Source organism: Tsukamurella ocularis (assembly GCF_965138335.1).
Lineage (GTDB): Bacteria > Actinomycetota > Actinomycetes > Mycobacteriales > Mycobacteriaceae > Tsukamurella > Tsukamurella ocularis_A.
This window is the reverse complement of record NZ_CBCSDV010000018.1, coordinates 86,216-109,350: the sequence shown is the minus strand read 5'-3', so window position 1 is coordinate 109,350 and position 23,135 is coordinate 86,216. Positions and strand designations below refer to the sequence as shown.

Annotated in this window: 24 protein-coding genes; 6 read left to right on the top strand and 18 right to left on the bottom strand. The window is 72.0% G+C overall.

What is annotated here, in order from left to right; genetic code table 11:
• Window positions 1-394: 394 nt before the first annotated feature.
• Entirely contained in the window at window positions 395-1,798 is a 1,404-nt protein-coding gene (locus ACNAYW_RS16795; RefSeq protein ID WP_415850798.1) for a lipase family protein, read from the top strand.
• On the opposite strand, the gene ACNAYW_RS16790 is transcribed toward ACNAYW_RS16795, so the two are convergent.
• The 18 genes from ACNAYW_RS16790 to ACNAYW_RS16705 all read right to left on the bottom strand — a co-directional run bounded on the left by ACNAYW_RS16790 (window position 1,799) and on the right by ACNAYW_RS16705 (window position 19,389).
• On the bottom strand, window positions 1,799-2,437 hold the full coding sequence (locus ACNAYW_RS16790; protein ID WP_415850804.1) for a TetR family transcriptional regulator: 639 nt from the start codon (window positions 2,435-2,437) through the stop codon (window positions 1,799-1,801).
• A gap of 50 nt (window positions 2,438-2,487) precedes the next feature.
• Window positions 2,488-2,814, bottom strand: a complete 327-nt coding sequence (locus ACNAYW_RS16785) for a hypothetical protein (RefSeq protein ID WP_415850797.1) — start codon at window positions 2,812-2,814, stop codon at window positions 2,488-2,490.
• 15 nt (window positions 2,815-2,829) lie between these two features.
• Window positions 2,830-4,302, bottom strand: coding sequence for an NADH-quinone oxidoreductase subunit NuoN (gene nuoN, locus ACNAYW_RS16780; RefSeq protein ID WP_415850796.1), 1,473 nt, complete (start codon window positions 4,300-4,302; stop codon window positions 2,830-2,832).
• Window positions 4,299-5,777, bottom strand: a complete 1,479-nt coding sequence (locus ACNAYW_RS16775; RefSeq protein WP_415850795.1) for an NADH-quinone oxidoreductase subunit M — start codon at window positions 5,775-5,777, stop codon at window positions 4,299-4,301. Before ACNAYW_RS16775 ends, nuoN begins: the two co-directional genes overlap by 4 nt.
• The gene (gene nuoL / locus ACNAYW_RS16770) at window positions 5,774-7,651 is read right to left on the bottom strand and encodes an NADH-quinone oxidoreductase subunit L (protein ID WP_415850794.1); all 1,878 of its coding nucleotides are present in this window, start codon (window positions 7,649-7,651) and stop codon (window positions 5,774-5,776) included. The genes ACNAYW_RS16775 and nuoL overlap by 4 nt, the downstream gene beginning before the upstream one ends.
• Window positions 7,652-7,654: 3 nt before the next feature.
• Entirely contained in the window at window positions 7,655-7,954 is a 300-nt protein-coding gene (nuoK, locus tag ACNAYW_RS16765) for an NADH-quinone oxidoreductase subunit NuoK (protein WP_415850793.1), read from the bottom strand.
• On the bottom strand, window positions 7,951-8,724 hold the full coding sequence (locus ACNAYW_RS16760) for an NADH-quinone oxidoreductase subunit J (RefSeq protein WP_415850792.1): 774 nt from the start codon (window positions 8,722-8,724) through the stop codon (window positions 7,951-7,953). Before ACNAYW_RS16760 ends, nuoK begins: the two co-directional genes overlap by 4 nt.
• Window positions 8,721-9,224, bottom strand: a complete 504-nt coding sequence (gene nuoI / locus ACNAYW_RS16755) for an NADH-quinone oxidoreductase subunit NuoI (RefSeq protein WP_415850791.1) — start codon at window positions 9,222-9,224, stop codon at window positions 8,721-8,723. The genes ACNAYW_RS16760 and nuoI overlap by 4 nt, the downstream gene beginning before the upstream one ends.
• A complete protein-coding gene (nuoH, locus tag ACNAYW_RS16750) occupies window positions 9,217-10,533 on the bottom strand; it encodes an NADH-quinone oxidoreductase subunit NuoH (protein WP_415850790.1) in 1,317 nt (438 codons plus the stop codon). Before nuoH ends, nuoI begins: the two co-directional genes overlap by 8 nt.
• Complete coding sequence (locus tag ACNAYW_RS16745) at window positions 10,530-12,872, bottom strand: NADH-quinone oxidoreductase subunit G (protein ID WP_415850789.1); 2,343 nt, start codon at window positions 12,870-12,872, stop codon at window positions 10,530-10,532. Before ACNAYW_RS16745 ends, nuoH begins: the two co-directional genes overlap by 4 nt.
• Window positions 12,869-14,209: an NADH-quinone oxidoreductase subunit NuoF gene (nuoF, locus tag ACNAYW_RS16740; protein ID WP_415850788.1), complete on the bottom strand. Its 1,341-nt coding sequence runs from the start codon at window positions 14,207-14,209 to the stop codon at window positions 12,869-12,871. Before nuoF ends, ACNAYW_RS16745 begins: the two co-directional genes overlap by 4 nt.
• Window positions 14,206-14,928 (bottom strand): NADH-quinone oxidoreductase subunit NuoE, encoded by a 723-nt coding sequence (nuoE, locus tag ACNAYW_RS16735; RefSeq protein WP_415850787.1) that lies wholly within the window; start codon window positions 14,926-14,928, stop codon window positions 14,206-14,208. Before nuoE ends, nuoF begins: the two co-directional genes overlap by 4 nt.
• Entirely contained in the window at window positions 14,925-16,214 is a 1,290-nt protein-coding gene (locus tag ACNAYW_RS16730) for an NADH-quinone oxidoreductase subunit D (protein ID WP_415850786.1), read from the bottom strand. The genes nuoE and ACNAYW_RS16730 overlap by 4 nt, the downstream gene beginning before the upstream one ends.
• On the bottom strand, window positions 16,211-16,945 hold the full coding sequence (locus ACNAYW_RS16725) for an NADH-quinone oxidoreductase subunit C (RefSeq protein WP_415850785.1): 735 nt from the start codon (window positions 16,943-16,945) through the stop codon (window positions 16,211-16,213). The genes ACNAYW_RS16730 and ACNAYW_RS16725 overlap by 4 nt, the downstream gene beginning before the upstream one ends.
• Entirely contained in the window at window positions 16,942-17,496 is a 555-nt protein-coding gene (locus tag ACNAYW_RS16720) for a NuoB/complex I 20 kDa subunit family protein (RefSeq protein ID WP_415850784.1), read from the bottom strand. Before ACNAYW_RS16720 ends, ACNAYW_RS16725 begins: the two co-directional genes overlap by 4 nt.
• A complete protein-coding gene (locus ACNAYW_RS16715) occupies window positions 17,487-17,849 on the bottom strand; it encodes an NADH-quinone oxidoreductase subunit A (protein WP_146435395.1) in 363 nt (120 codons plus the stop codon). The genes ACNAYW_RS16720 and ACNAYW_RS16715 overlap by 10 nt, the downstream gene beginning before the upstream one ends.
• A gap of 141 nt (window positions 17,850-17,990) precedes the next feature.
• Window positions 17,991-18,386, bottom strand: a complete 396-nt coding sequence (locus ACNAYW_RS16710; RefSeq protein WP_415850783.1) for a response regulator — start codon at window positions 18,384-18,386, stop codon at window positions 17,991-17,993.
• A 28-nt stretch (window positions 18,387-18,414) separates the two neighbouring features.
• Window positions 18,415-19,389, bottom strand: coding sequence for an isopenicillin N synthase family dioxygenase (locus ACNAYW_RS16705; protein WP_415850782.1), 975 nt, complete (start codon window positions 19,387-19,389; stop codon window positions 18,415-18,417).
• A 151-nt stretch (window positions 19,390-19,540) separates the two neighbouring features.
• Here ACNAYW_RS16705 and eno point away from each other — a divergent pair, with 151 nt between their 5' ends.
• The 5 genes from eno (at window position 19,541) to ACNAYW_RS16680 (ending at window position 23,125) form a co-directional block, all read left to right on the top strand.
• Window positions 19,541-20,824 (top strand): phosphopyruvate hydratase, encoded by a 1,284-nt coding sequence (eno, locus tag ACNAYW_RS16700; protein WP_415850781.1) that lies wholly within the window; start codon window positions 19,541-19,543, stop codon window positions 20,822-20,824.
• 38 nt (window positions 20,825-20,862) lie between these two features.
• Window positions 20,863-21,282 (top strand): FtsB family cell division protein, encoded by a 420-nt coding sequence (locus tag ACNAYW_RS16695; RefSeq protein WP_146486725.1) that lies wholly within the window; start codon window positions 20,863-20,865, stop codon window positions 21,280-21,282.
• Window positions 21,282-21,806 carry a DUF501 domain-containing protein gene (locus ACNAYW_RS16690; protein WP_415850780.1) on the top strand — a complete coding sequence of 175 codons (525 nt, stop codon included), beginning with the start codon at window positions 21,282-21,284 and terminating at the stop codon, window positions 21,804-21,806. The genes ACNAYW_RS16695 and ACNAYW_RS16690 overlap by 1 nt, the downstream gene beginning before the upstream one ends.
• A complete protein-coding gene (locus tag ACNAYW_RS16685; RefSeq protein ID WP_415850779.1) occupies window positions 21,803-22,756 on the top strand; it encodes a Ppx/GppA phosphatase family protein in 954 nt (317 codons plus the stop codon). Before ACNAYW_RS16690 ends, ACNAYW_RS16685 begins: the two co-directional genes overlap by 4 nt.
• 90 nt (window positions 22,757-22,846) lie before the next feature.
• Window positions 22,847-23,125, top strand: coding sequence for a hypothetical protein (locus tag ACNAYW_RS16680; protein WP_415850778.1), 279 nt, complete (start codon window positions 22,847-22,849; stop codon window positions 23,123-23,125).
• Window positions 23,126-23,135: the final 10 nt, after the last annotated feature.

The window sequence follows — 23,135 nt, the reverse complement described above, 5'->3', positions numbered from 1 at the left end:
ACGAAACGCCAGNGTGGGGATTCGGNGCGGCGCGGGGGACGNCNGGAGAGGCTCCGGCCGCCGCCGGTCGCCGATCCGTCGACGGCGCGGACTCAGCCCGCTGGGGTGACGGCCGAACCTCCAGGCATCCCCGACGACATTCCGCCGCCCGGCGCACCCATCGCCGGCGTGAGAGCAGCCTTCGGTCACCGGTCTCCCTAGCGGGGCGTACAGCGCCCTGGCGCGTCGTGCATTCCCCACACCTATGGACGTGGGGAGGCGGCCGCCCCGCTAGGGCTGTCCGGTGAGGCGGGCGAGGTCGACGGTGCGGTGGCCGATTCGCCGGAGGTCTTGACAGGTGACGGAGGTCACTTTAGGTTCCTTGCTTATGGTGAATGAAACATCAGCGTTCCGGATGGGATCGCGGGCCCTCGCCGCGCTGATCGGCGCGGTCCTCGTGATCGCCACCGGGATGGTGGCCGCTCCGAGCGCCGGGGCGCTACCGCCCCTCGTCGAGCCCGCGCCGCCCGCCGACGCCTTCTACGACCGGCCGGCCGACCTCGCGTCGCTGAAGCCCGGCGAGATCGTGCGCACCCGCACCACGTCGATCCGGTCGCTGCAGGTGATGCCGATGAACGTCGACGCCTGGCAGCTCGCCTACCGCACCACCGGCATGAACGGTGAGCCCGACCTCAGCGTCACCACGGTGATGGTGCCGCGCGGCACGAAGCCCACCAAGCTGCTCTCCTACCAGGCCGCCGCCGACTCCACGCTGCGGATCTGCCAGTCGTCGTACGCGACGACCAAGGGCGGCCCCGTCGACCTCGCCGCCAAGGAGGGACCGCTCACCTTCGGCATGCCCGGCGCGGAACTGCTGTTCGCCGGCCTCGGTGTGCAGGAGGGCTGGGCCGTCGCGATGCCCGACCACGGCGGCGGCGAGGATCGCTTCCTCACGCCGCGCCAGCCCGGCTGGGCCGTGCTCGACGGCATCCGGGCGGTGGAGAACTTCTCCCGCCTCGGGCTGAACGCGAAGACCCCCGTCACGCTGTGGGGCTACTCCGGCGGTGCGATCGCCAGCAGCTGGACCATCGAGGAGCACCCCACCTACGCCCCGGAACTCAACATCCGCGGCGCCGCGTTCGGCGCGCCCGAGCGGGACCTGGCCGCGTCGCTCAAGTCGGTGAACACCTCGCTGCTCGCGGGCCTCATCCCGCTGGCGCTCTCCGCGCTCGGCAAGGACTCCGAGGAGTTCCGCGCGGCGCTGGACAAGGTGCTCACCCCCGAGGGCCGGGCGCGCGTGAACGAGACCCGTCGGCACTGCATGCCCCAGAACGTGGTCGCCAACCTGTGGTTCGACTACAACCGCATGCTCACCAAGCCGGTCGACGAGGTGCTGCGGATCCCCATCATCGCCAAGACCATTCGCGAGCGCGGCGTCAGCGGCCGCGTCCCGACGGTGCCCGCGTACGTCTACAACGGCATCACCGAGGAGGTCGCGCCGATCACCGGGACCGACAAGCTCGTGGACTCGTACTGCCGGGGCGGCGCGTCCGTGACCTATCGCCGCGAGGAGTTTCCGCCGAACCCGGTCAAGCAGCTCATGACCACCCACGGCACCGTCGTGGTGACGGGCGCGGGCGGTGCGTTCGACTGGCTCAAGCAGCGGATGGATTCGACCGGCCCGGCATCGTCGGGCTGCGACATCCGCACCGTCTTCAGCAGCGGCCTCGAGCCCGCGGCGGTCGGCACCTTCGGGCAGGCCATCGGCACGGTCCTCGCCTCGCTGGTCGGCGCGCCGATCGGGGCGGGACCCCGGTAGTCAGTCCCCGGGGGCGGGTTCGACGGTGCCGTCGGGCCCGCTCAATCGGCTCGGCTCGATCGCGACGGGGTTCTCCTTGAGGCCGATGAGGCCGTACCAGGAGAGGTTGACGATGTGCGCGGCCACGGCCTCCTTGGGCGGGTTGCGCACCTCGAGCCACCACTGCGCGGTCATGGCGACCATGCCGACCAGGGCCTGCGCGTACAGCGGCGCGAGCTCGGGGTCGAGGCTCTTGTTCTGGAACTCGCCCTCGAGGTGGCTCTCGACCTGGCCGACGAGGTCGTTGAGCAGCGTCGAGTAGCCGCCCGAGTGTTCCGCGGAGCTGTTGCGGGTGAGGATGCGGAAGCCGTCGGCCCGCTCCTCGACGTAGGTGAGCAGCGCGAGGGCGATCTGCTCGATGCGGGTCTTGGACCGGTCCTCACGCATGGCGCGGGAGAAGACCTCGAGGACCATCTCCATCTCGCGGTCGACGACCACGGCGTAGAGGCCCTCCTTGCCGCCGAAGTGCTCGTAGACCACGGGCTTGGACACACCGGCCTTCGAGGCGACCTCCTCGATGGTGGCCGCCTCGTAGCCGCGGTCGGCGAACACCGACCTGGCCGTGTCGACCAGCTGGTTGCGCCGCTCGGCGGCGGTCATCCGCTTGCGCGGCGGCGCGCCGGCGCCGCGGTTCGCCTTCGCGGAGGAGGTCACGGAGCGTCCGTCGGGCCGGACGCGGCACCGTCGTCGCCCGACGGGGCGTCGGAGGGCTTGCGCGCGGCCTCGGCCTGCGCGGCCACCTGCGCCTGGTACGCGGCCTCGGCTTTGTCGTGCTGGTTCTTGATGAATCGGCTCGCGAAGACCAGGCCGACGAAGAACAGCAGCTCGAAGACGATGGCCGCGACGTACAGCACGCGCGCCGTCGTCGTGGTCGCGTCGGTGAGCCGCCAGATCAGCACGCCGAGCACCAGCAGCAGCACGGCGCCCATCGACTTCAACTGCAGGCCGTTGCTGAACGGAAGCGGCTTGTCACTCATGGGTGACGAGTCTACTTACCTCGCGGCGAAGACCGTGAGATCGGCGAACAGGTCCAACACGGGCTGCGGGAAGATCCCCAGCGCGATCACCGTGACGACCCCGAGGGCGATCGCGAAGCCCGTGAGCGGATCCACCCGCGGCACGTCGGGCGCGAACTCGTGCGCCGGCGCGAAGTACATCGTCATCAGCACGCGGATGTAGAAGACCGCGGCCAGCGCGCTCGCGAGCACACCGACCACCACCAGCCACGCGCCGCCCCGCTGCGCAGCCGCCGCGAAGACCGCGAACTTGCCGACGAAACCGGCGGTCAGCGGGATTCCGGCGAAGGACAGGAGGAACAGCGCCATGGCCCCGGCGAGCAGCGGCCGGGTCCGGCCCAGCCCCGCCCAGCGGTCCAGGTCGGGCACCTCGGCGCTCGTTCCGTCCGGCCGCGTCTCGCGGACCGCGGCGGCGACGGCGAAGGCGCCGACGGTGCTGATCCCGTAGACCGCGAGGTAGAAGGAGACCGCGCCGCTGCCGCGGACGGTGCCCGCGAAGACGCCGATGAGCAGGAAGCCCGTATGCGCGATCGCCGAGTACGCGAGCAGGCGCTTGACGTCCGACTGCGTCACCGCGATGACGGAGCCCACGACGACGGTGACCACCGCGACCGCGGCGACGACCGGGCGCCAGGGCACGTCGCGGAAGGCGACGAGGGTGAGCCGCACGATCACGCCGAACGCCGCGATCTTCGTGGCCGCGGCCATGAACGCGGTGACCGGCGTCGGCGCGCCCTGGTAGACGTCGGGCACCCACGAGTGGAAGGGCACGGCGCCGACCTTGAACAGCAGGCCGACCCCGATCAACGCGGCACCGATGGTGCCGAGCACCGCGTCCTGCGGCGCCGCCGTGATCGACGTGGAGCCCGTCGCCGCGAACCGCAGCGCGACGCCGAAGAGCAGGATCGCGGAGCTGAACGCGCCGAGCAGGAAGTACTTCAGCGCCGCCTCGAGCGGCAACAGGCCGCGCCGTTTCGCCAGCGCGCACAGCAGGTACAGCGGCAGCGAGAACACCTCGAGCGCCACGAACAGCGTCAGCCAGTCCTGCGCCGAGACGAAGGCCAGCATGCCGCCGAGCGCGAACAGCGTCAGTGGCACCGCCTCCGTGTGCGTCAGCGAGTCGTAGCGCGCCACCATCAGCGCGAGCGCCGGCAGCGTGGAGATCAGGAGCAGGCCCTGCAGCGCGAGGGAGAGGCCGTCGTCGGCGACCGACCCGGCCAGCACGGTCCGTGGGCGCGACCCGGCGTCCGCGAGCACCGCCACCGCGATCAGGGCCGCCACCACCGCGCCGCCGCCGAGTACCGCGTGCACCTTCGCGCGGAGTGCCGCGGGCGCGAAGGACTCCACCAGCACACCGACGATCGCCGCCGCGAAGACGATGATCGCGGGCGCGATCTGCGAGTACTCGATCGACGGCGCCGGGAGCGCAGCGAGCGGTTGCGGGTTCATCGGGCGACCTCCGCGACCGTGGGCGAGACCGACGGATTGATCGCGTCCAGCGCGGGCCCGGGGAAGAAGCCGAGCAGGGACAGGGCGACGATCAGCGGGGCCAGCACGAGCAGCTCCCGCGGCCGCGCGTCGTCGACGGTGCGCTCCACCGCCTCCGGGACGGGCCCCGTGAACATCCGCTGGTAGGTCCACAGCACGTACATCGCCGACAGCACCAGCGCGAGCACGGAGACGATCGCGGCGAACGCCCACCGCGGGTAGGTGCCGACCACGACGAGCAACTCGGACACGAACGGCCCGAGGCCGGGGAGCGAGAGGGTCGCGAGGCCGGCGATGAGGAAGATCGCGCCCAGTTTGGGCGCCCGCGACCAGGCGCCGCCGAAGTCGGCGATCCTGCGACTCCCGCGGCGCGCCACCAGGACCCCGGCGGTGAGGAACAGCGCGGCGGTCGCCACGCCGTGGTTCACCATGTACAGCACCGACCCCGCCTGTGAATCGCCGGTGCGCGCGACGACGCCGAGGATGATGAAGCCGAAGTGGCTGATCGACGTGTACGCGATGAGCGACATCACGTCGGACTGGCCGATCGCGAGGATCGCGCCGTAGACGATCCCGATCACCGCCAGCGCCGCGACCCACGGTGCGAACCGGGCCGCCGCGTCGGGGAACAGCGTGAGGCAGTAGCGCAGCATGGCGAAGGTGCCCACCTTGTCGACGATCGCCATCATCAGCACCGCCGTCGGCGGATTCGTCTGCACCGCCGCACCGGGCAGCCACGTGTGCAGCGGCCACAGCGGCGCCTTCACGGCGAACGCGAACAGGAAGCCGAGGAACATCAGGTCCTGCGCGATGCCGGGGCCGGGCCGCGCACCGTCGAGCAGGGCCCGCAGGTCGAAGGTGCCGGACGCGGCGTACAGCCCGACGACCGCCGCGAGCATCACGAGGCCGCCGGCCAGGTTGTAGAGCAGGAACTTCACCGCGGCATGAGCGCGGGCACCGGATTCGCCGCCCGTGCCGCCGAACCCGGCGAGCAGGAAGTACAGCGGGATCAGCATGGCCTCGAAGACCAGGTAGAACAGCAGTACGTCGGTGGCGACGAAACTGACCAGCACCATGGCCTCGACCGCCAGCGTGAGCGCGACGTAGGTGCCGGCGCGCTCGCTCTGCGGGGAGGTCTCGCGCCACGCGGCGAGCAGCAGCACGGGCAGCAGCGCGGCGGTGAGCAGCACCAGCACGAGCCCGGTGCCGTCGAGCCCCAAGCGGTAGCCCGCCCCGAACGACGGTATCCACGCGTGCGATTCGACGAACTGATAGCCGCCCGCGGGGTCGAAGGCGACGGCGAGCCCGATGCCGATCACCAGCGCGATCAGCGAGGCCGCCAGCCCGATCCACCGCGCCGCGCGGGGCACCGCCGCGGCGGCGACGGCACCGACCGCGGGCGCCGCCCACAGCAGCGTCAGCCACGGCCCGCTCATGAGAGCCACACCGCCGCGGCGCCGATGAGCACCGCCGTCCCGGCCAGCATGGTCAGCGCGTAGCTCCGCGCGTACCCGGTCTGCGAGCGGCGCAGCAGGAGCGAACCGAGGTGCACGCCCGCGGGAATCGCGTCGATCGCGCCGTCGATGCCCTTGCGCTCGGCGACGAGCAGCGCCTCGGTGGCGGCCTGCCCGGGCCGCATGAAGACGGCCTCGTTGAGGGCGTCGCCGTACAGGTCCTTACGGGCCGCGCGGGTCAGGGCGCTCACCGCCGACGGTGCCGCCACGGGCACGGTCCGCGTCAGGCGGACCGCCACTGCCACGCCGATCGCGACGGCGCCGAGCACGAGCAGCGTGACCGCCCAGGCGGGGATCGCGTGGTGCGCCTCGGGCGCGGCTCCGACGGCGGGAGCGAGGAAGTCGGACAGCGTGCCGCCGACCACCAGGAGCGCGCCCGCGCCGACGCTGCCCAGCGCCAGCACGATCATGGGGGCCGTCATCACCCGCGGCGACTCGTGCGGATGCGTGCCCTCGCGCCAGCGGCGCGCGCCGAAGAACGTCAGCACCATCACCCTCGTCATGTAGAAGCCGGTGATCCCCGCGCCGAGGATCGCGGCGCCGCCCAGCACGACGCCCCAGAAGCCACCGCGCCCGAGCGCGGTCTCGATGATCCCGTCCTTGGTGAAGAACCCCGACAGCGGCGGAACGCCGATGATCGCGAGGTAGCCGAGACCGAACGTGACCGCGGTGACCGGCATGACCCTCGCGAGGCCGCCGTACCGCCGCATGTCCGTCTCGTCGCCCATCCCGTGCATCACCGAGCCCGCGCCGAGGAACAGCCCGGCCTTGAAGCAGCCGTGGGCCAGCAGGTGCGCGATCGCCAGGGCGTAGCCGGCGGGACCGAGGCCGGCGGCCAGCACCATGTAACCGATCTGGCTCATCGTCGACGCGGCCAGCGCCTTCTTGATGTCGTCCTTCGCGCAGCCGATCACGGCGCCGAAGAGCAGGGTGACCGCGCCGACCGCGAGCACGAAACCCTGTGCCACGGGCGCGGCCTCGAAGACGGGGCCCGTGCGCACGATGAGGTAGACGCCCGCGGTGACCATGGTCGCCGCGTGGATGAGGGCGGAGACGGGGGTGGGGCCCTCCATGGCGTCGCCGAGCCAGCTCTGCAGCGGCACCTGTGCCGACTTGGCGCACGCGGCGAGCAGCAGGAGAAGCCCGAGCCAGGTGAGCACGCCCTCGCCGGCCTCACCGGCGCGGGGCAGGAACTCGCCGAAGGTGGTGGTGCCGAAGGTCGTCAGGGTCACGGCCACGGCCAGGGCGAGGCCCATGTCGCCGACGCGGTTGACGATGAACGCCTTCCGCGCGGCCGTCGCCGCGGAGGGCTTGTGCTGCCAGAAGCCGATGAGCAGGTAGGAGGCGAGGCCCACGCCCTCCCAGCCGAGGTAGAGCACGACCAGGTCGTCCGCCAGCACCAGCACCAGCATCGCGCCGAGGAAGAGGTTGAGGTAGCCGAAGAACCGCCGCCGGCCCGGATCGGCCGCCATGTAACCGATCGAGTAGACGTGGATCAGCGTGCCCACACCGGTGATCAGCAGCGCGAAGCACACCGACAACTGATCCAGGCGGAAGGCCAGATCCACCGAGAGAGCGCCGCCCGAGAACCAGTGGTAGAGCACGGTACCCACCGACCGGTCCGCGGGATCGCGGGCCAGGAGCATGCCGAACGCGACGACCGCGACCACGAAGGAGAGCGCCGCGACGGCGGTCCCGAACAGGTGCCCCCACGCGTTCGTGCGGCGCCCGCCGAGCAGCAGCGCCGCCGCTCCGGCGAGGGGGATCAGCGGCAGAGCCGCGAGGAGTACGGTCACCGGTCACCGCCTCAGCAGGTGCGGCTCGTCGACGGACACGGACCTGCGGACCCGGAAGATCGCGATGATGATCGCCAGGCCCACCACCACCTCGGCCGCGGCCACGACCATCGTGAAGAAGGCGAGCACCTGCCCGTGCGGGACGGCGTGCATCCGGCCCGCGGTGACGAGCGCCAGGTTCGCCGCGTTGAGCATCAGCTCCACGCACATGAACACGACGATGGCGTTGCGGCGCAGCAGCACCCCGGCGGAGCCGATCGCGAACAGCAGCGCGGCGAGGTACAGGTACAGGTGCGGGTTCACGGCGACACCTCCTCGTCGCGGAGTGCGTGCGGGACCTCGTCGTCGAGCGAGGGCGCGCGGTCGGGCAGTGCGCGGCGCTCCTCGGGCGCACGGGGCGTCAGCGTGTGGTTCACGGAGTCGAGCGCGGGCGACCCGTCGGGCAGCCGCGCCGGCAGGTCGACGGCGTTGCCCAGGGCGTAGACGCCGGGGTTGGGCAGCGGCGTGGCGCGGCGGCCCTCGCGGAACCGCCGGATCGACTGCTCGCGCTGGCTGAGCGCGGTGGCGAGCTTCTCCCGGTGCGCCAGGATCATCGCGCCCAGGGTGGCGGTGATGAGCAGCGCGGCGGTGAGCTCGAAGGCCCACAGGTAGCGCACGAAGACGGTGTCCGCCAAGGCCTCCACCGAGTTCGGCGGGTACTCGCCCGACGGTGCGCCGGGCCCCGGCAGGGACGCTCGGGCCACCAGACCGATGAGCAGCATCCCGAATCCGAGGCCCGCCACGGCGGCGGCGATCCGGTGCCCCCGGAGGGTCTCCACGAGTGAGTCGGACGAATCCACGCCCACGAGCATCACCACGAAGAGGAACAGCATCATCACCGCGCCCGTGTAGACCACGATCTGAACCACGCCGAGGAACGTCGCACCCTGCGCGATGTAGGCGATCGCCAGCAGGATCATGGTGGCGGCCAGGCACAGCGCCGAGTACACGGCCTTCGAGGCCAGCACGACGCCCAGGGCGAAGACGACCGCGGGCACCGCGACGATCCAGAACGCCCACTCCTCGCCTGTCACGAGTCGACCTCTCCCCGGTAGTAGTCGGCGGCGGTGAGGCCCTCGCGCATGGCGTGCGGCGGGGGCTGCTCGCCCTCGTGCAACGGGGCCAGCAGGTCGTCCTTGTCGTAGATCAGCGCGCCGCGGTCGCGGTCGGCCATCTCGTAGTCGTTCGTCATCGTCAGCGCGCGCGTGGGGCAGGCCTCCACGCACAGGCCGCAGCCGATGCAGCGCAGGTAGTTGATCTGGTACGTCCGTCCGTACCGCTCGCCGGGGGAGTACCGCTCCTCCTCGGTGTTGTCGGCGCCCTCCACGTAGATCGCGTCCGCCGGGCAGCTCCACGCGCACAGCTCGCAGCCGATGCACTTCTCCAGCCCGTCGGCGTACCGGTTCAGCTGGTGCCGGCCGTGGTAGCGGCCCGCGGTGGGCGAGCGCTCCTCGGGATAGTTCTCGGTGACCGGCTTGGTGAACATGGTCCGCAGGGTCACGCCGAACCCGGCGAGGCCGAGGGGATCAGCCATGGGTCGCCTCCTTCGCTTCGGCCTCGCTCGGCAGGGCGCGTCGGGCGGGCTCGGACAGGTACTGGCCCGGCATGGGCGGCACCGGGAAGCCGCCGGCCATCGGGTCGAAGGGCAGCGAGAACGTCTCCGGATCCGGCCCGGGCTCGGGCGCCTTCTGCCGACGGTGCCGCACCACCAGGACGGCGAGCACGGCGAGCGTGAAGAGCAGCGAGACGACGGGGGCGAGCACCGTCGTCGAATGCCCGGCGAGGGCCCACGCCTGCACCGCCCCGGCCACCAGCACCCAGGCCAGCGCGGTGGGGATCAGCAGCTGCCAGCCGAACCGCATGAACTGGTCGTAGCGCAGGCGCGGCAGCGTGGTGCGCAGCCAGATGAAGGCGAACAGGAAGCACCACACCTTGCCCACGAACCAGAGCACCGGCCACCAGCCGGAATTCGCGCCCTCCCACATGTTCAGCGGCCACGGCGCGTGCCAGCCGCCGAGGAACAGGGTGGTCGCCAGCGCCGAGACCGTGGTCATGTTGACGTACTCCGCGAGCATGAACATCGCGAACTTCAGCGAGCTGTACTCGGTGTGGAAGCCGCCCACCAGCTCGCCCTCGGCCTCGGGGAGGTCGAAGGGCGCGCGGTTGGTCTCGCCGACCATGGACACGACGTAGACGACGAAGGACGGCAGCAGCAGGAAGACGTACCAGGCGCCCTCCTGCCGGGCGACGATGCCCGACGTGGCCATGGTGCCCGCGTACAGGAAGACGGCGGCGAAGCTCAGGCCCATCGCCACCTCGTAGCTGATCACCTGCGCCGTGGAGCGCAGGCCGCCGAGCAGCGGATAGGTGGAGCCGGAGGACCAGCCCGCCAGCACGATGCCGTAGACGCCGATGCTCGTGATCGCGAGGATGTACAGCACGGCGACCGGAAGGTCGGTGAGCTGCAACGGCGTCCACGTCCCGAACACGGAGACCTGCGGCCCGAAGGGGATCACCGCGAAGGCCATGAACGCGGGGATGGTGGCGATGATCGGGGCCAGGAGGTAGACGGGCTTGTCGACGCCGGCGGGCGTGATGCCCTCCTTGAGCGCCAGCTTGATGCCGTCCGCGAGGGACTGCAGGATGCCGAAGGGGCCCACGCGGTTCGGCCCGTACCGGTGCTGCATCCGGGCCATGACCTTGCGCTCGATGAGGATCGCGGCGAGCACCGTCAGCACCAGGAAGGCGAAGATCGCGACGGCCTTGATCAGGATCAGCCACCACGGGTCGCGGCCGAACGCCGACAGGTCGACGGGGTCGTGCGGGCCGAGGGCGAGCGTCATCGCGCCACCCCGATCCCGACCACTGCGCCCCAGCCGACGCCCAGCGTCGCGGCGACGGTGCTGCCGGGCGAGTTCCGCGGCACCCACACCACGCCGTCGGGCATGTCGGTCACCGCGAGCGGCAGGGTGATCGTGCCGCGCGCGGTGGAGATCGAGACGTCGGCGCCGTCCGCGGCGAGGATCCCGGTGGCCGTGGCGGCCGACATCCGGGCGACCGGCCGGCGCGCCGTCGCCGCGAGATCGGGCTCGCCGTCCTGCCCGCGGCCCAGGTCGAGCAGCTGCCGCCACGTCGCCAGGATGGCCTCCCCGTCGCCGGGAACGCCGACGGTGCCGGGACGCCCGGTGACGGGGCGGCGCGGCGGGCGGACCGAGCCCAGCGTGCGGAGGGCGGCGGCGGCGCCGTCGACGTCGGTGAAGCCGAGGTCGGCGCGCATGGCCTGGGCGAGCACGGCGAGCACCCGCGCGTCCGCGAGGGCGCCGGGCGACGGGAGCGCCGCGGGGAAGGAGCGCATCCGTCCCTCCCAATTGCGGAAGGTGCCCGCGCGCTCGGCGACCGTGGCGACGGGGAGCACCACGTCGGCGCGCGTGGTGACCTCGGACCCGCGCTGCTCGAGGCTCACGACGAAGGCGGCGTCGAGGGCGCGCCGCGCGGCCTCGGGGTCGGGCAGGTCACCGACGTCGACCGCGCCGCAGACCAGGGCCGGCAGGTCGCCCGATGCGGCGGCGGCGAGGATGCCGGCGGTGTCCCGGCCGGGGCCGTCGGGCAGGGTGACGCCCCACAGCGCCTCGATCTCCATGCGGTGGGCGTAATTGGCGGTGAGGCGGCCGCCCGGCAGCATCCCGGCCAGCGCCCCCGCGGCCACCGCGCCGGGCTCGCCCGCGCGGCGCGGGATCCAGGCGAGGCGGGCGCCCGTGGTGCCTGCCAGTGCGGCCGCGGCGGCGAGCGCCTCGGGAGTCTCGGCGAGTCGTTCGCCCACGAGGATCACCGCGCCCGGGACGGACAGCTGCTCCGCGAGAGCCGGATCCGCCAGTGCGGCGGGTTCGCCGCCGGGCGCGCACGGGAGGAGGGTGCCGTCGAGTCGACCGAGTCCGCGCGAGGCGAACGGGGCGATCGACAGCACCCGGGTGCCGCCGGCGCGCACCGACTTGCGCAGCCGCAGGTGCACGATGGGCGACTCCTCCTCGGGCTCGAAGGCCGCGAGCAGCACGACCGGCGCCGTCTCCAGATCGGCGTAGGTCACCCCGCCCACTGCGCCCGAGGCCAGGAACGACGCCTCCTCGGCGCTGTGCGGACGGATCCGGAAGTCGATGTCGTTGGTGCGCAGTGCGATGCGCGCGAACGCGGAGTACGCGTAGAGGTCCTCGACGGTGCCTCGCCCGCCGGCGAGCACGCCTGCCGCCCGGCCGGTCAGCCCCTGCGCGGCGGCGGCGATCGCCTCCGGCCAGGAGGCGGGGGCGAGCGCGCCGTCGGCGCCGCGGACCAGCGGAGTGCTGAGCCGGTCCGGCGCGGAGGCGTAGGTGAAGGCCCAGCGCCCCTTGTCGCAACTCCACTCCTCGTTGACCTCGGGATCGTCGCCGGCGAGGCGGCGCAGCACCTCACCGCGACGATGGTCCACCCGCAGGCCGCAGCCGCTGGCGCAGTGCTCGCAGGCCGACGGGGTGGACGTGAGGTCGAAGGGCCGGGCGCGGAATCGGTACGAGGTGTTCGTGAGCGCGCCGACGGGGCAGATCTGCACCGTGTTGCCCGAGAAGTAGGAGTCGAGGGGCTGATCGCCCGCGACGCCCACCTGCTGCAGCGCACCGCGATCCATGAGCTCGATGAAGTCGTCGCCCGCGATCTCGTCGGAGAAGCGGGTGCAGCGGGCGCACAGCACGCAGCGCTCGCGGTCGAGCACGATCTCCGCCGAGAGCGGGATCGGCTTGGGGAAGGTGCGCTTGTCGGCGGACGGGAAGCGCGAGGTGGCGCGGCCGGCGGACATCGCCTGGTTCTGCAGCGGGCACTCGCCGCCCTTGTCGCAGACCGGGCAGTCCAGCGGGTGGTTCACCAGCAGCAGCTCCATCACGCTGCGCTGCGCGCCCGCCGCGGCGACGGAGGTGGCCTGCGTGCGCACCACCATGCCGTCGGTCACCGTCGTGGTACAGGACGCGAGGGGCTTGCGCTGTCCCTCCACGTCCACCAGGCACTGCCGACAGGCGCCGGCCGGCGCCAGCAGCGGGTGGTCGCAGAAGCGCGGGATCGCGATGCCCAGCTCCTCGGCGGCGCGGATCACGAGAGTGCCGGGCGGCACCTCGATCTCGATGCCGTCGATGGTGGCCCGCACGGGCTCCGGCGTGCTCACAGGGCACCTCCCGGGACGGGTGCCTCGCGCATCGAGGCCGCCGGATCGAAGGGGCAGCCGCCCTCGGCGACGTGCCGCTCGTACTCCTCGCGGAAGTACTGCAGCGAGCTCTGGATGGGACTGGCGGCGCCGTCGCCCAACGCGCAGAAGGCCTTGCCGAGGACCCCGTCGGCCACCTCCGCGAGCGTGTCCAGGTCGCCCGCGCGGCCCTCGCCCTCCTCGAGCCGGCGCAGCAGCCGGACGAGCCAGTAGGTGCCCTCGCGGCACGGCGTGCACTTGCCGCAGGACTCGTGCGCGTAGAACTCGAGCCAGCGCAGCACGGCCCGCACCACGCAGACGGTGTCGTCGAAGATCTGCAGGGCCTTGGTGCCCAGCATCGAGCCGGCGCCGGCGACGCCCTCGTAGTCGAGCGGTACGTCGAGGTGCTCCGCCGTGAGCAGCGGGGTCGACGAGCCGCCGGGCGTCCAGAACTTCAGCTCGTGCCCGGGCCGGACGCCGCCGGCGAGCTCGAGCATCTCGCGCAACGTCACGCCGAGCGCCGCTTCGTACTGCCCGGGCCGCATCACGTGCCCGGAGACCGAGTACAGCGTGAACCCGGGCGACTTCTCGCTGCCCATGGTGCGGAACCACTCGGACCCGCGCGCGAGGATCGCCGGCACGCTGGCGATCGACTCGACGTTGTTCACACACGTCGGCGAGGCGTACAGGCCCGCGACCGCGGGGAACGGCGGCCGCAGCCGGGGCTGCCCGCGACGGCCCTCCAGCGAGTCCAGCAGCGCCGTCTCCTCGCCGCAGATGTACGCGCCGGCGCCGCCGTGCACCACGAGCTCCAGGCTGAATCCGCTGGGGCCCAGGGGCTTGCCCAGGTAGCCCGCGGCGTACGCCTCGGCGACGGCGGCGCGCAGCCGCCGCTGCACGCCCAGCACCTCGCCGCGGACGTAGATGAAGGCCCGCCGTGCGCGGATCGCATACGAGGCGATGATGACGCCCTCGATCAGCGTGTGCGGCGTCGCGAACATGAGCGGCATGTCCTTGCACGTTCCCGGCTCGGACTCGTCGGCGTTCACCACGAGGTAATGCGGCTTGTCGGCGCCCGGCTTCGGCTCGTCGCCGTCGCGCAGCTGCGGGATGAAACTCCACTTGAGCCCCGTCGGGAAGCCGGCGCCGCCGCGCCCGCGCAGGCCCGCGTCCTTCACCAGCGCGATCACCTCGTCGGGCGTCATCGCCAGCGCGCGCTCGAGGCCCTCGTAGCCGCCCGCCCCGCGGTACGAGGCGAGGGTCCAGGGTTCGGGGTCGCCCCAGTGGGCGGAGAGCACGGGCGTGAGGTGCGCGGTCATGATTCCGCCTCCCGGACGGCCTGCAGCCCGGCCATCGTGGGGGCGCCGCCCGCTCCGGACGCGGAGACCGCGCCGGGCCGGGTGTCGTCGAAACCGGCGAGCAGCCGGGCGGTCTCGCGGAAGGTGCCCAGCGGCGCGCCGCGCGTCGGCGCCGGCGGCCGGCCGGCCCGGAGCGCGTCGGCCAGGTCCCGGGCGCTCGCCACCGTCTGGTCGTCGAAGAACTCCCAGTTGACCATGACGACGGGGGCGTAGTCGCACGCCGCGTTGCACTCGATCCGCTCGACGGTGACCTTCCCGTCGGGCGTGGTGCCGCCGGGGGCGATCCCGAGGTGCTCGCACAGTGCGGAGAGGATCGCGTCGCCGCCGAGGACCGCGCACAACGTGGTGGTGCAGACGCCGACGAGGTACTCGCCGGTGGGCCCGCGCCGGTACATCGAGTAGAAGGTGGCGACGGAGACCACCTCGGCGGCGGTGAGATCCAGCGCGGCCGCGCAGAACTCGATACCCGCCGGGGTGATGTAGCCGTCCTCGGACTGCACCAGGTGCAGCAGCGGCAGCAGCGCCGACCGCTTCTCGGGATACCGGGCGATGAGCTCCGCCGCGTCCGCCGCCAGGCGCTCGGCGACGGCCGCGGGGTACTCGGTGGGTGCCCCGGGGCGGTACAGCTGCACCTTCTCCTGCGGCCGCGCGCCGAACTTGAGGAAGACGGGCTCGCTCATCGGTCCACCCCTCCCATCACCGGGTCGATGCTGGCCACGGCCGCGATCACGTCGGAGACCATGCCGCCCTCGCACATCGCCGCCACCGCCTGCAGATTCGTGAACGACGGGTCGCGGAAGTGCACCCGGTACGGGCGGGTGCCGCCGTCGCTGACGGCGTGTACCAGCAGCTCGCCGCGCGGCGCCTCGACCGAGACCGCGACCTGGCCCGCCGGAACGGCGAAGCCCTCCGTCACCAGCTTGAAGTGGTGGATCAGGGATTCCATCGACTCGCCCATGATCTCCGCGATGTGCGCGCGCGAGTTGCCCAGGCCGTCGGGCCCGACCTGCAGATCCGCCGGCCAGCCGAGCCGGGCGTCCTCGACCATCACCGGCCCGGGCGTCAGCCTGTCGAGGCACTGCTCGACGATCCGCAGCGACTGGGTCATCTCCAGCACCCGGATCAGGTAGCGGCCGTAGCAGTCGCACCCGCTGTCTGTGATCACATCGAACTCGTAGTCCTCGTAGCCGCAGTAGGGTTCGCTGCGGCGCAGGTCGTGCGGCAGGCCCGTGGACCGCAGCACCGGGCCCGTGATGCCCAGCGCCATGCAGCCGGTGAGGTCCAGGTAGCCGATGTTCTTGGTGCGGGCGATCCAGATCGGATTCTCGGTGAGCATCGACGACATGGACGCCAACTGCGGCGGCAGCGTCCGCAGCAGCTCGCGGATCTGCGGGATCGCCTCGTCCGGCAGGTCGGCCGCGACGCCGCCGGGACGGATGTAGGCGTGGTTCATCCGCAGTCCGGTGATGGTCTCGAAGACGTCGAGGATCTGCTCGCGGATCTCGAAGCCGCGCAGCATGGGAGAGACCGCGCCCAGTTCCATACCGCCGGTGGCCAGCGCGACGAGGTGGCTGGTGATCCGGTTGAGCTCCATCAGCAGCACGCGGATCACGGTCGCGCGCTCGGGGATCTCCTCGGTGATGCCGAGCAGCTTCTCGACCGCCAGGCAGTAGGCGGTCTCGTTGAACAGCGGTGCCAGGTAGTCCATCCGGGTGACGAAGGTGGTGCCCTGCGTCCAGGTGCGGAACTCGAGGTTCTTCTCGATACCGGTGTGCAGGAAGCCGATCCCGCACCGGGCCTCGGTCACCGTCTCCCCGTCGAGCTCCAGGATCAGGCGCAGCACGCCGTGCGTGGACGGATGCTGCGGGCCCATGTTCACCACGATCCGCTCCTGGCCGATCGCCTCGGCGGCGATGTCGTCCCAGTCGGAGCCCATGGCGGTGAACTCGCTGTAGTCGGTGGTCATGAGTACGACCTCCGGGTGTCGGGTGCGGAGATCTCGGCGCCGTGGAACTCGACGCCGATGCCGCCCAGCGGGTAGTCCTTGCGTTGCGGGTGGCCGTCCCAGTCGTCCGGCATCTCGATCCGGGTCAGCGAGGGGTGCCCGTCGAAGACGATGCCGAAGAAGTCGTAGGTCTCCCGCTCGTGCCAGTCCGTCGTCGGGTAGACGGGGAACAGCGACGGGATGTGCGGATCCGTGTCGGGGCAGGAGGTTTCGAGGCGCAGGCGGCGGCCGTGCGTGATCGACTGCAGGTGCGTGACCGCGCGCAGTTCCGCTCCCGCGTCCTCGGGGAAGTGCACGCCGGAGGTGCCGAGGCACATCTCGAACCGCAGGGCGGGCTCGTCGCGCAGCAGCCGCGCCACCGCGACCACCTGCTCGCGGGGCACGCGCAGCGTGACCTCCCCGCGGTACACGACGACTGCGCGGACGGCCTCCGCGAACGGAGCCCCATCCGACCGGTCGAGCGCGTCCCGCAGGGCGGCGACGACCCCGTCGTAACCGGCGGGCAGGGGCTCCTCGCCGGGCCCGGGCATGACGACGGGGCGGCTGATCCGCCCGTAGCCCGACGTATCGCCCGTGCCGCCGCTGAACATGCCGGTGCGGGTGCGCACGACGTCGGGCCGCGGCGCCGCGGGTTCGACGGTGCCGGGCTCGTCCGGGTCACCGGGCTCGGGCAGCTCGGGGGAGTCGGTCATCGCAACAGGCCCTTGAACTCGATCGTGGGGCGCGCGGCGAGCGCGGCCTCCTCCGCGGCGCGCCGCGCGGCCTCGCGGTTCACGCCCATCGGTGTCTCCGCGACCTTCTCGTGCAGGGCGAGCAGGGCGTTGAGCAGCATCTCCGGGCGGGGCGGGCAGCCGGGCAGGTAGATGTCCACGGGCACCACGTGGTCGACGCCCTGCACCACCGCGTAGTTGTTGAACATGCCGCCCGAGCTGGCGCAGACACCCATGGCCAGGACCCATTTCGGCTCCGCCATCTGGTCGTACACCTGGCGCAGCACCGGCGCCATCTTCTGGCTGACGCGGCCGGCCACGATCATCAGGTCGGCCTGCCGGGGCGAGGCGCGGAAGGCCTCCATGCCGAATCGCGCGATGTCGAACCGGGGCCCGGTGGTGGCCATCATTTCGATGGCGCAGCAGGCCAGGCCGAAGGTGGCCGGCCACAGCGAGCCCTTCCGCGCGTACCCCGCCACCCCCTCGAGCGTCGACAGTAGGAAGCCGCCCGGCACCTTGTCCTCTAGTCCCAACTCAAGCCCCCTCGCCGCCACTCGTACGCATACGCGACCGTGACGTTCACCAGGAACAGCGCCATCGCGAGCAGGCCGTACGTGCCGAGCACGTCGAAGTGCACCGCCCACGGGTAGAGGAAGACGATCTCGATGTCGAAGATGATGAACAACATGGCCGTGAGGTAGAACTTCACCGGGAATCGGCCGCCGCCCGAGGCGGGCGTCGGCGACGGGTCGATGCCGCACTCGTAGGCCTCGAGCTTCGCGCGGTTGATCCGGCGCGGCCCCACGAACCGGGCGACGCCCACGGAGAAGACGGCGAAGGCGGCCGCGATCGCCCCGAGTACCAGGATGGGCACGTACAGGTTCACGGCGACGCTCCTTCCGCGGTGTATGCGAAATCCCAGTCAGCAGAACCGGTTAGGTTCCCCTGAGTGAAGTTGTGAGCTACATCACAACTATATGTCCAACGTCTGATCGGGGTGGGCTTTTGGGGCGAGCGTGTCTGATTCTCAGAGCGTCGCGGTCGCCAACAGGCGCCCTGCGGCACCCGCCAGCTCGAACGGATCGAGCGGGTGGCTCACCCAGTCGTCGGCCTGGGACCACCGTGCCAACCAGCCGTCGGCTCGGCGGGCCGTGATGACCAGCAGGGGCGGGCACGGTTCGATCTCGTCGCGCACCTGCCGGGCCAGCCCCATCCCGCCCGCGGGGGCGGCCTCGCCGTCGAGCACGACGAGCGCGACCCCGCCCTCGTCGAGTCGGGCGATGACGGCCGGGCCCGTCGCCGCCTCGAGGACGGTGATCGGGGGTCTGTCGGGAGCCGGGCGCGTGCCCAGGGCGGCGGTGATCTCCGCGCGGTGCCGCGCGTTGGAGCTGTAGACGAGGACGAGCGGGGCTGCGCCGGTCATGGTCCCCACGATAGGGACGGCGGTCGGGTTACGAAGCGGTTTGCGGGTAGTGCCGCGCCGCGACGTCCGGGTGCGCCCGCAGGCGGCTCTTCCAGGCGTTCTCGCCGTAGGTGTCGAAGATCGGGTTGTCCGGGTCGACGGTGACGCCCGTGCGCAGTTCCGCGGGGAGCGGCAGATGGGGCATGTGCGCGGTGACCGACGGGTTGAAGAAGTACGGCACCGAGATCCGGTCGGCCCCCGCGGTGCGATTGAGCACCCGGTGCTCGGTGGCGTGCAGGTAGCCGTCGGTGCCGACCTCCAGCATCTCGCCGATGTTCACGATGAAGGCGCCGGGCAGCGGCGGCACGTCCACCCACTCGGTGGCGCCGGGCGGCAGCACCTGCAGCCCCTGCGACGCCGGGTCCACCAGCAGCAGCGTCAGCACGCCCGAGTCCTTGTGTGCGCCCACGCCCTGCTCGGACGCCGTGCCCGCGGGGTAGCGGACGATCTTGATCAGCGTCGCCGGCTGTTCGGCGAAGGCCTCGTCGAAGACGTGCGGGTCGGCGCCCAGCGACCGCGCCCACGCGCGCAGCAGCGACAGCGAGATCCGCGACAGGTCCGCGTCCCACCGCTCCATGACCGCGCGCAGCTCCGGGAGGGACGCCGGCCACTGGTTCGGGCCGAGCAGGTTCCGGTAGTCCGGCCCGGGGCCCGACGGTGCCGGGTCCTCCCGTCCCAGGTCGATCTGCTCCCGCCAGTCGACCTCGCCCCGGGTGAGCTCGCCGCCGAGCCGGGTGTAGCCGCGGAAGTGCGGGGAGTTCGTCATCGCGATGGCGTCCTTGTCCGCCTGCGGCAGCGCGAAGAACGCGCGTGCGATGGCGAGGACCTCGTCGCTGCGCCGCTGCGGCAGGCCGTGCCCCGTCAGGTAGAAGAAGCCGACGTCGTGCGCGGCGGCGCGGACGGCACCGTCGAACTGCGCGGGATCGGTCTCGAGGAGGGCGAGGTCGAGCACCGGGATGGGCATGACCGCAGGGTAGCGCCGGGGTGCGCAGGTATGAGTGGATCCGATCAGTGTGATCGGGACTTCGTGCGCGCCGGGCTTCGTGTCGCGGGTGCCGGGCACTAGGCTGGCTGCTGAGTTGCCCCCGAGCTCGGCCAGTGCATAAGGAGAGACCGTGTCCGAAATCATCCAGGTAGGCGCCCGCGAGATCCTCGACTCCCGTGGCAACCCCACGGTCGAGGTCGAGATCGTGCTGGCCGACGGCAGCTTCGCCCGTGCGGCGGTGCCGTCGGGTGCGTCCACCGGTGAGCACGAGGCCGTGGAGCTGCGCGACGGCGGCGACCGGTACCTCGGCAAGGGCGTCACCAAGGCCGTCGAGGGCGTCCTGGAGGTGATCGCCCCCGAGGTGATCGGCATCCCCGCCGACGAGCAGCGGATCATCGATCAGACGCTGCTGGACCTGGACGGCACCCCCGACAAGAGCCGCCTCGGCGCGAACGCGCTGCTCGGGGTGTCGCTCGCCGCGGCGAAGGCCGCCGCGGAGTCCGCCGCGCTGCCCCTGTTCCGCTACCTGGGCGGCCCGAACGCCCACATCCTGCCGGTGCCGATGATGAACATCCTCAACGGCGGCGCGCACGCGGACAGCGGTGTCGACGTGCAGGAGTTCATGGTCGCGCCGATCGGGGCGGAGACCTTCAAGGAGTCGCTGCGCTGGGGCGCCGAGGTCTACCACTCGCTCAAGTCCGTGCTCAAGGCCAAGGGCCTGAACACCGGTCTGGGCGACGAGGGCGGCTTCGCGCCGTCGGTGGCCGGCACGCGGGAGGCGCTGGAGCTGATCTCGGAGGCGATCGGTAAGACGGGCCTCAAGCTCGGCTCCGACGTGGCGCTGGCGCTGGACGTGGCGGCGACCGAGTTCTACACCCCGGAGGGCTACAAGTTCGAGGGCAAGGTCCTCACCGCCGCCGAGATGAGCGAGTTCTACCGCGGCCTGATCGGCGAGTTCCCGATGGTCTCCATCGAGGATCCGCTCTCGGAGGACGACTGGGAGGGCTGGGTCGACCTGACCGATGCCATCGGCGACAAGGTGCAGCTGGTCGGTGACGATCTGTTCGTGACCAACCCGGAGCGGCTCGAGGACGGCATCGCCCGGGGCGCGGCGAACGCGCTGCTGGTGAAGGTCAACCAGATCGGCACCCTCACCGAGACCCTCGACGCCGTGGCCCTGGCGCACAACAACGGCTACAAGTCGATGATGAGCCACCGCTCGGGCGAGACGGAGGACACCACCATCGCCGACCTCGCGGTCGCGGTGGGCTCGGGCCAGATCAAGACGGGCGCGCCCGCCCGCTCCGAGCGCGTCGCCAAGTACAACCAACTGCTGCGCATCGAGGAGGAGCTGGGCGACGCCGCGCGGTACGCCGGCGACACCGCCTTCCCGCGCTTCGAGTTCACCAGCTGACCGCGTAGTACATCGAGAGTCGAAGGAGCACAGCCGAAGTGAGCAGCAGGTCCCGCCTCGTGCGCAGCCCGTCGGGCGGCGAGGCCCGTGCGGACGGACGGAGCGCGGGGCGGACCTTCGTGCTGTTCCTCGTGCTGTGCGTCCTCGCCCTCACCCTCGCGGTGCCGGTGCGGACCTACATGTCCGAGCAGGCCCGCGAGGAGAAGGTGGCGGCGGAGCACGCGCAGCTGCTGGCCGACATCGCCCGGCTCGAGGAGCAGAAGCGCCTGCAGGACGATCCGGAGTACATCAAGGCGCAGGCCCGGATCCGGCTGCAGTACGTGATGCCGGGCGAGACGCCGTACCGCGTGCAGGTGCCGGGCGCCCCGAAGCCGACGCCGGAGCAGGTGGAGGCCGAGCAGGCGAAGCAGAACCCCTGGTACACCAACGTCTGGCGCACGATCGCGGTGCCGCACTGATGAGTGACGCAGTCGCCCAGGAGGATCTGGATCGGGTCGCCGCGCAGTTGGGCCGCGCGCCCCGCGGCGTGCTCGCCATCGCCTACCGCACGCCCGACGGGGAGCCCGCCGTGGTCAAGACCGCGCCGCGGCTGCCCGACGGTACGCCCTTCCCCACGCTCTACTACCTGACGGATCCACGGCTGACCGCCGAGGCGAGCCGCCAGGAGAGCGCGGGCGTGATGCGGGAGATGGAGGCGCTGCTCGCCTCCGACGAGACGATCGCCGAGAACTACCGCGCGGCGCACCGGCATTACCTCGAGTCCCGCAACGCCCTGGAGGACCTCGGTACCGACTTCACCGGCGGCGGCATGCCCGACCGGGTGAAGTGCCTGCACGTGCTCATCGCGTACGCCCTCGCCGAGGGGCCCGGCGTCGTCCGGCTGGGGGACGAGGCCGTCGCCCTCGCCGCCGCGGCGGGACTGCGCGGCAGCGCCATCCCGGCCGACTGGCCGGAGCCGCAGTTCCCCTGGGGTGGTGAGTGAACCCGCTCGTCGTCGCGGCGATCGATTGCGGGACCAACAGCATCCGCCTGTACGTCGCTCGCGCCTCCGCTGCGGGCCTGGTGGAGCTGCACCGCGAGATGCGGATCGTCCGGCTCGGCCAGGGCGTGGACGCCACCGGCGAGTTCGCCGCGGAGGCCCTCGATCGGGTCCGCGCGGCGCTCGACGAGTACGTCTCGACCGCACTCGATCTCGGCGCGACGCGGGTCCGCATGGTCGCCACGTCCGCCGCCCGGGACGTCTCCAACCGGGATGCCTTCCTCGACCTCACCGCCGCAGCACTCGGCCGGATCACGCCCGGCGCTCGCGCCGAGGTGATCGCGGGCACCGAGGAGGCGGAGCTCTCCTATCGCGGGGCCACCGCCGGCCTCGACGCCGCCGACCCGGCCCTCGTGGTCGACCTCGGGGGCGGTTCGACGGAGCTCGTCGTGGGCTCGGGAGGCGCCGTGGCCCACGCCTACTCGGCCGATATCGGCTGCGTGCGGATCACCGAACGCGCGCTGCCCACCGACCCGCCGACCGCCGCCGAGATCGCGGACGCGACCGCGCACATCGACGCCGCCCTCGACGAGGCCACCACCGTCGTGCCGCTGGCCGGCGTCCGCACCTGGATCGGCGTGGCCGGGACCTTCACCACCCTCGCCGCGCTGGCGCACGGACTCACCGAGTACGACCCCGCGCTCATCCACGGCTCGCGGGTGCCGCTCGACGAGCTGATCGCGCTGTGTCGTCGGCTCGTGGGGATGACCTCCGCGGAGCGACTGGCGCTCGGACCGATGCATCCCGGCCGCGCCGACGTGATCGGCGGCGGCGCGCTCGTCGCGATGCGGCTCGCCCAGCGGCTGGGCGCCGTCGGCGTGACCGAGCTCACCGTTTCCGAGCACGACATCCTCGACGGGGTGGCCATGGGCCTCGCCGGCCCCGGGAATTAACGCACTGTTGACGAATTCACAGCCTCTCGGCAGCGCACCAAGCGGTTCGGCAGCCTAACGTCTTCTTCGAACGGCGAAAGGGAGTCGAAGATGACGAAGGCAACCGAGTGCGTGATCGTGGTGCTGGACGGCACCGATGCGACGGCGCGGCTGGTCAGTGAGCTCTCCGCGGCGGGCAACCGGGTGACCGCGGTGGGCACCAACTTCCGCGATGTGGTCTCCGTGCTCTCGGGCGATGTGTACGCGCTCGTGGCGGATCTCGCCGACCCCGAGCAGTGGGCGACCGCGGTGTGCCGCGCGGAGGCGCGGCACGGCACCGTCGACACCGTGCTGGATCCCGCCGGCCGGCTGGCGGCGCGCGCGGCCTGAGCCGACGTGG

Coding starts and splice junctions, on each gene's coding strand:
- ACNAYW_RS16775 (WP_415850795.1), bottom strand. CDS start 5,777: ATGAGCGGGCCGTGGCTGACGCTGCTGTGGGCGGCGCCCGCGGTCGGT.
- nuoE (WP_415850787.1), bottom strand. CDS start 14,928: ATGAGCGAGCCCGTCTTCCTCAAGTTCGGCGCGCGGCCGCAGGAGAAG.
- ACNAYW_RS16680 (WP_415850778.1), top strand. CDS start 22,847: ATGACGAAGGCAACCGAGTGCGTGATCGTGGTGCTGGACGGCACCGAT.
- ACNAYW_RS16785 (WP_415850797.1), bottom strand. CDS start 2,814: ATGAGTGACAAGCCGCTTCCGTTCAGCAACGGCCTGCAGTTGAAGTCG.
- ACNAYW_RS16705 (WP_415850782.1), bottom strand. CDS start 19,389: ATGCCCATCCCGGTGCTCGACCTCGCCCTCCTCGAGACCGATCCCGCG.
- nuoN (WP_415850796.1), bottom strand. CDS start 4,302: ATGAACCCGCAACCGCTCGCTGCGCTCCCGGCGCCGTCGATCGAGTAC.
- nuoF (WP_415850788.1), bottom strand. CDS start 14,209: ATGACCGCGCACCTCACGCCCGTGCTCTCCGCCCACTGGGGCGACCCC.
- ACNAYW_RS16725 (WP_415850785.1), bottom strand. CDS start 16,945: ATGACCGACTCCCCCGAGCTGCCCGAGCCCGGTGACCCGGACGAGCCC.
- ACNAYW_RS16730 (WP_415850786.1), bottom strand. CDS start 16,214: ATGACCACCGACTACAGCGAGTTCACCGCCATGGGCTCCGACTGGGAC.
- nuoI (WP_415850791.1), bottom strand. CDS start 9,224: ATGGCTGATCCCCTCGGCCTCGCCGGGTTCGGCGTGACCCTGCGGACC.
- ACNAYW_RS16795 (WP_415850798.1), top strand. CDS start 395: ATGGGATCGCGGGCCCTCGCCGCGCTGATCGGCGCGGTCCTCGTGATC.
- ACNAYW_RS16690 (WP_415850780.1), top strand. CDS start 21,282: ATGAGTGACGCAGTCGCCCAGGAGGATCTGGATCGGGTCGCCGCGCAG.
- nuoH (WP_415850790.1), bottom strand. CDS start 10,533: ATGACGCTCGCCCTCGGCCCGCACGACCCCGTCGACCTGTCGGCGTTC.
- ACNAYW_RS16710 (WP_415850783.1), bottom strand. CDS start 18,386: ATGACCGGCGCAGCCCCGCTCGTCCTCGTCTACAGCTCCAACGCGCGG.
- ACNAYW_RS16790 (WP_415850804.1), bottom strand. CDS start 2,437: ATGACCGCCGCCGAGCGGCGCAACCAGCTGGTCGACACGGCCAGGTCG.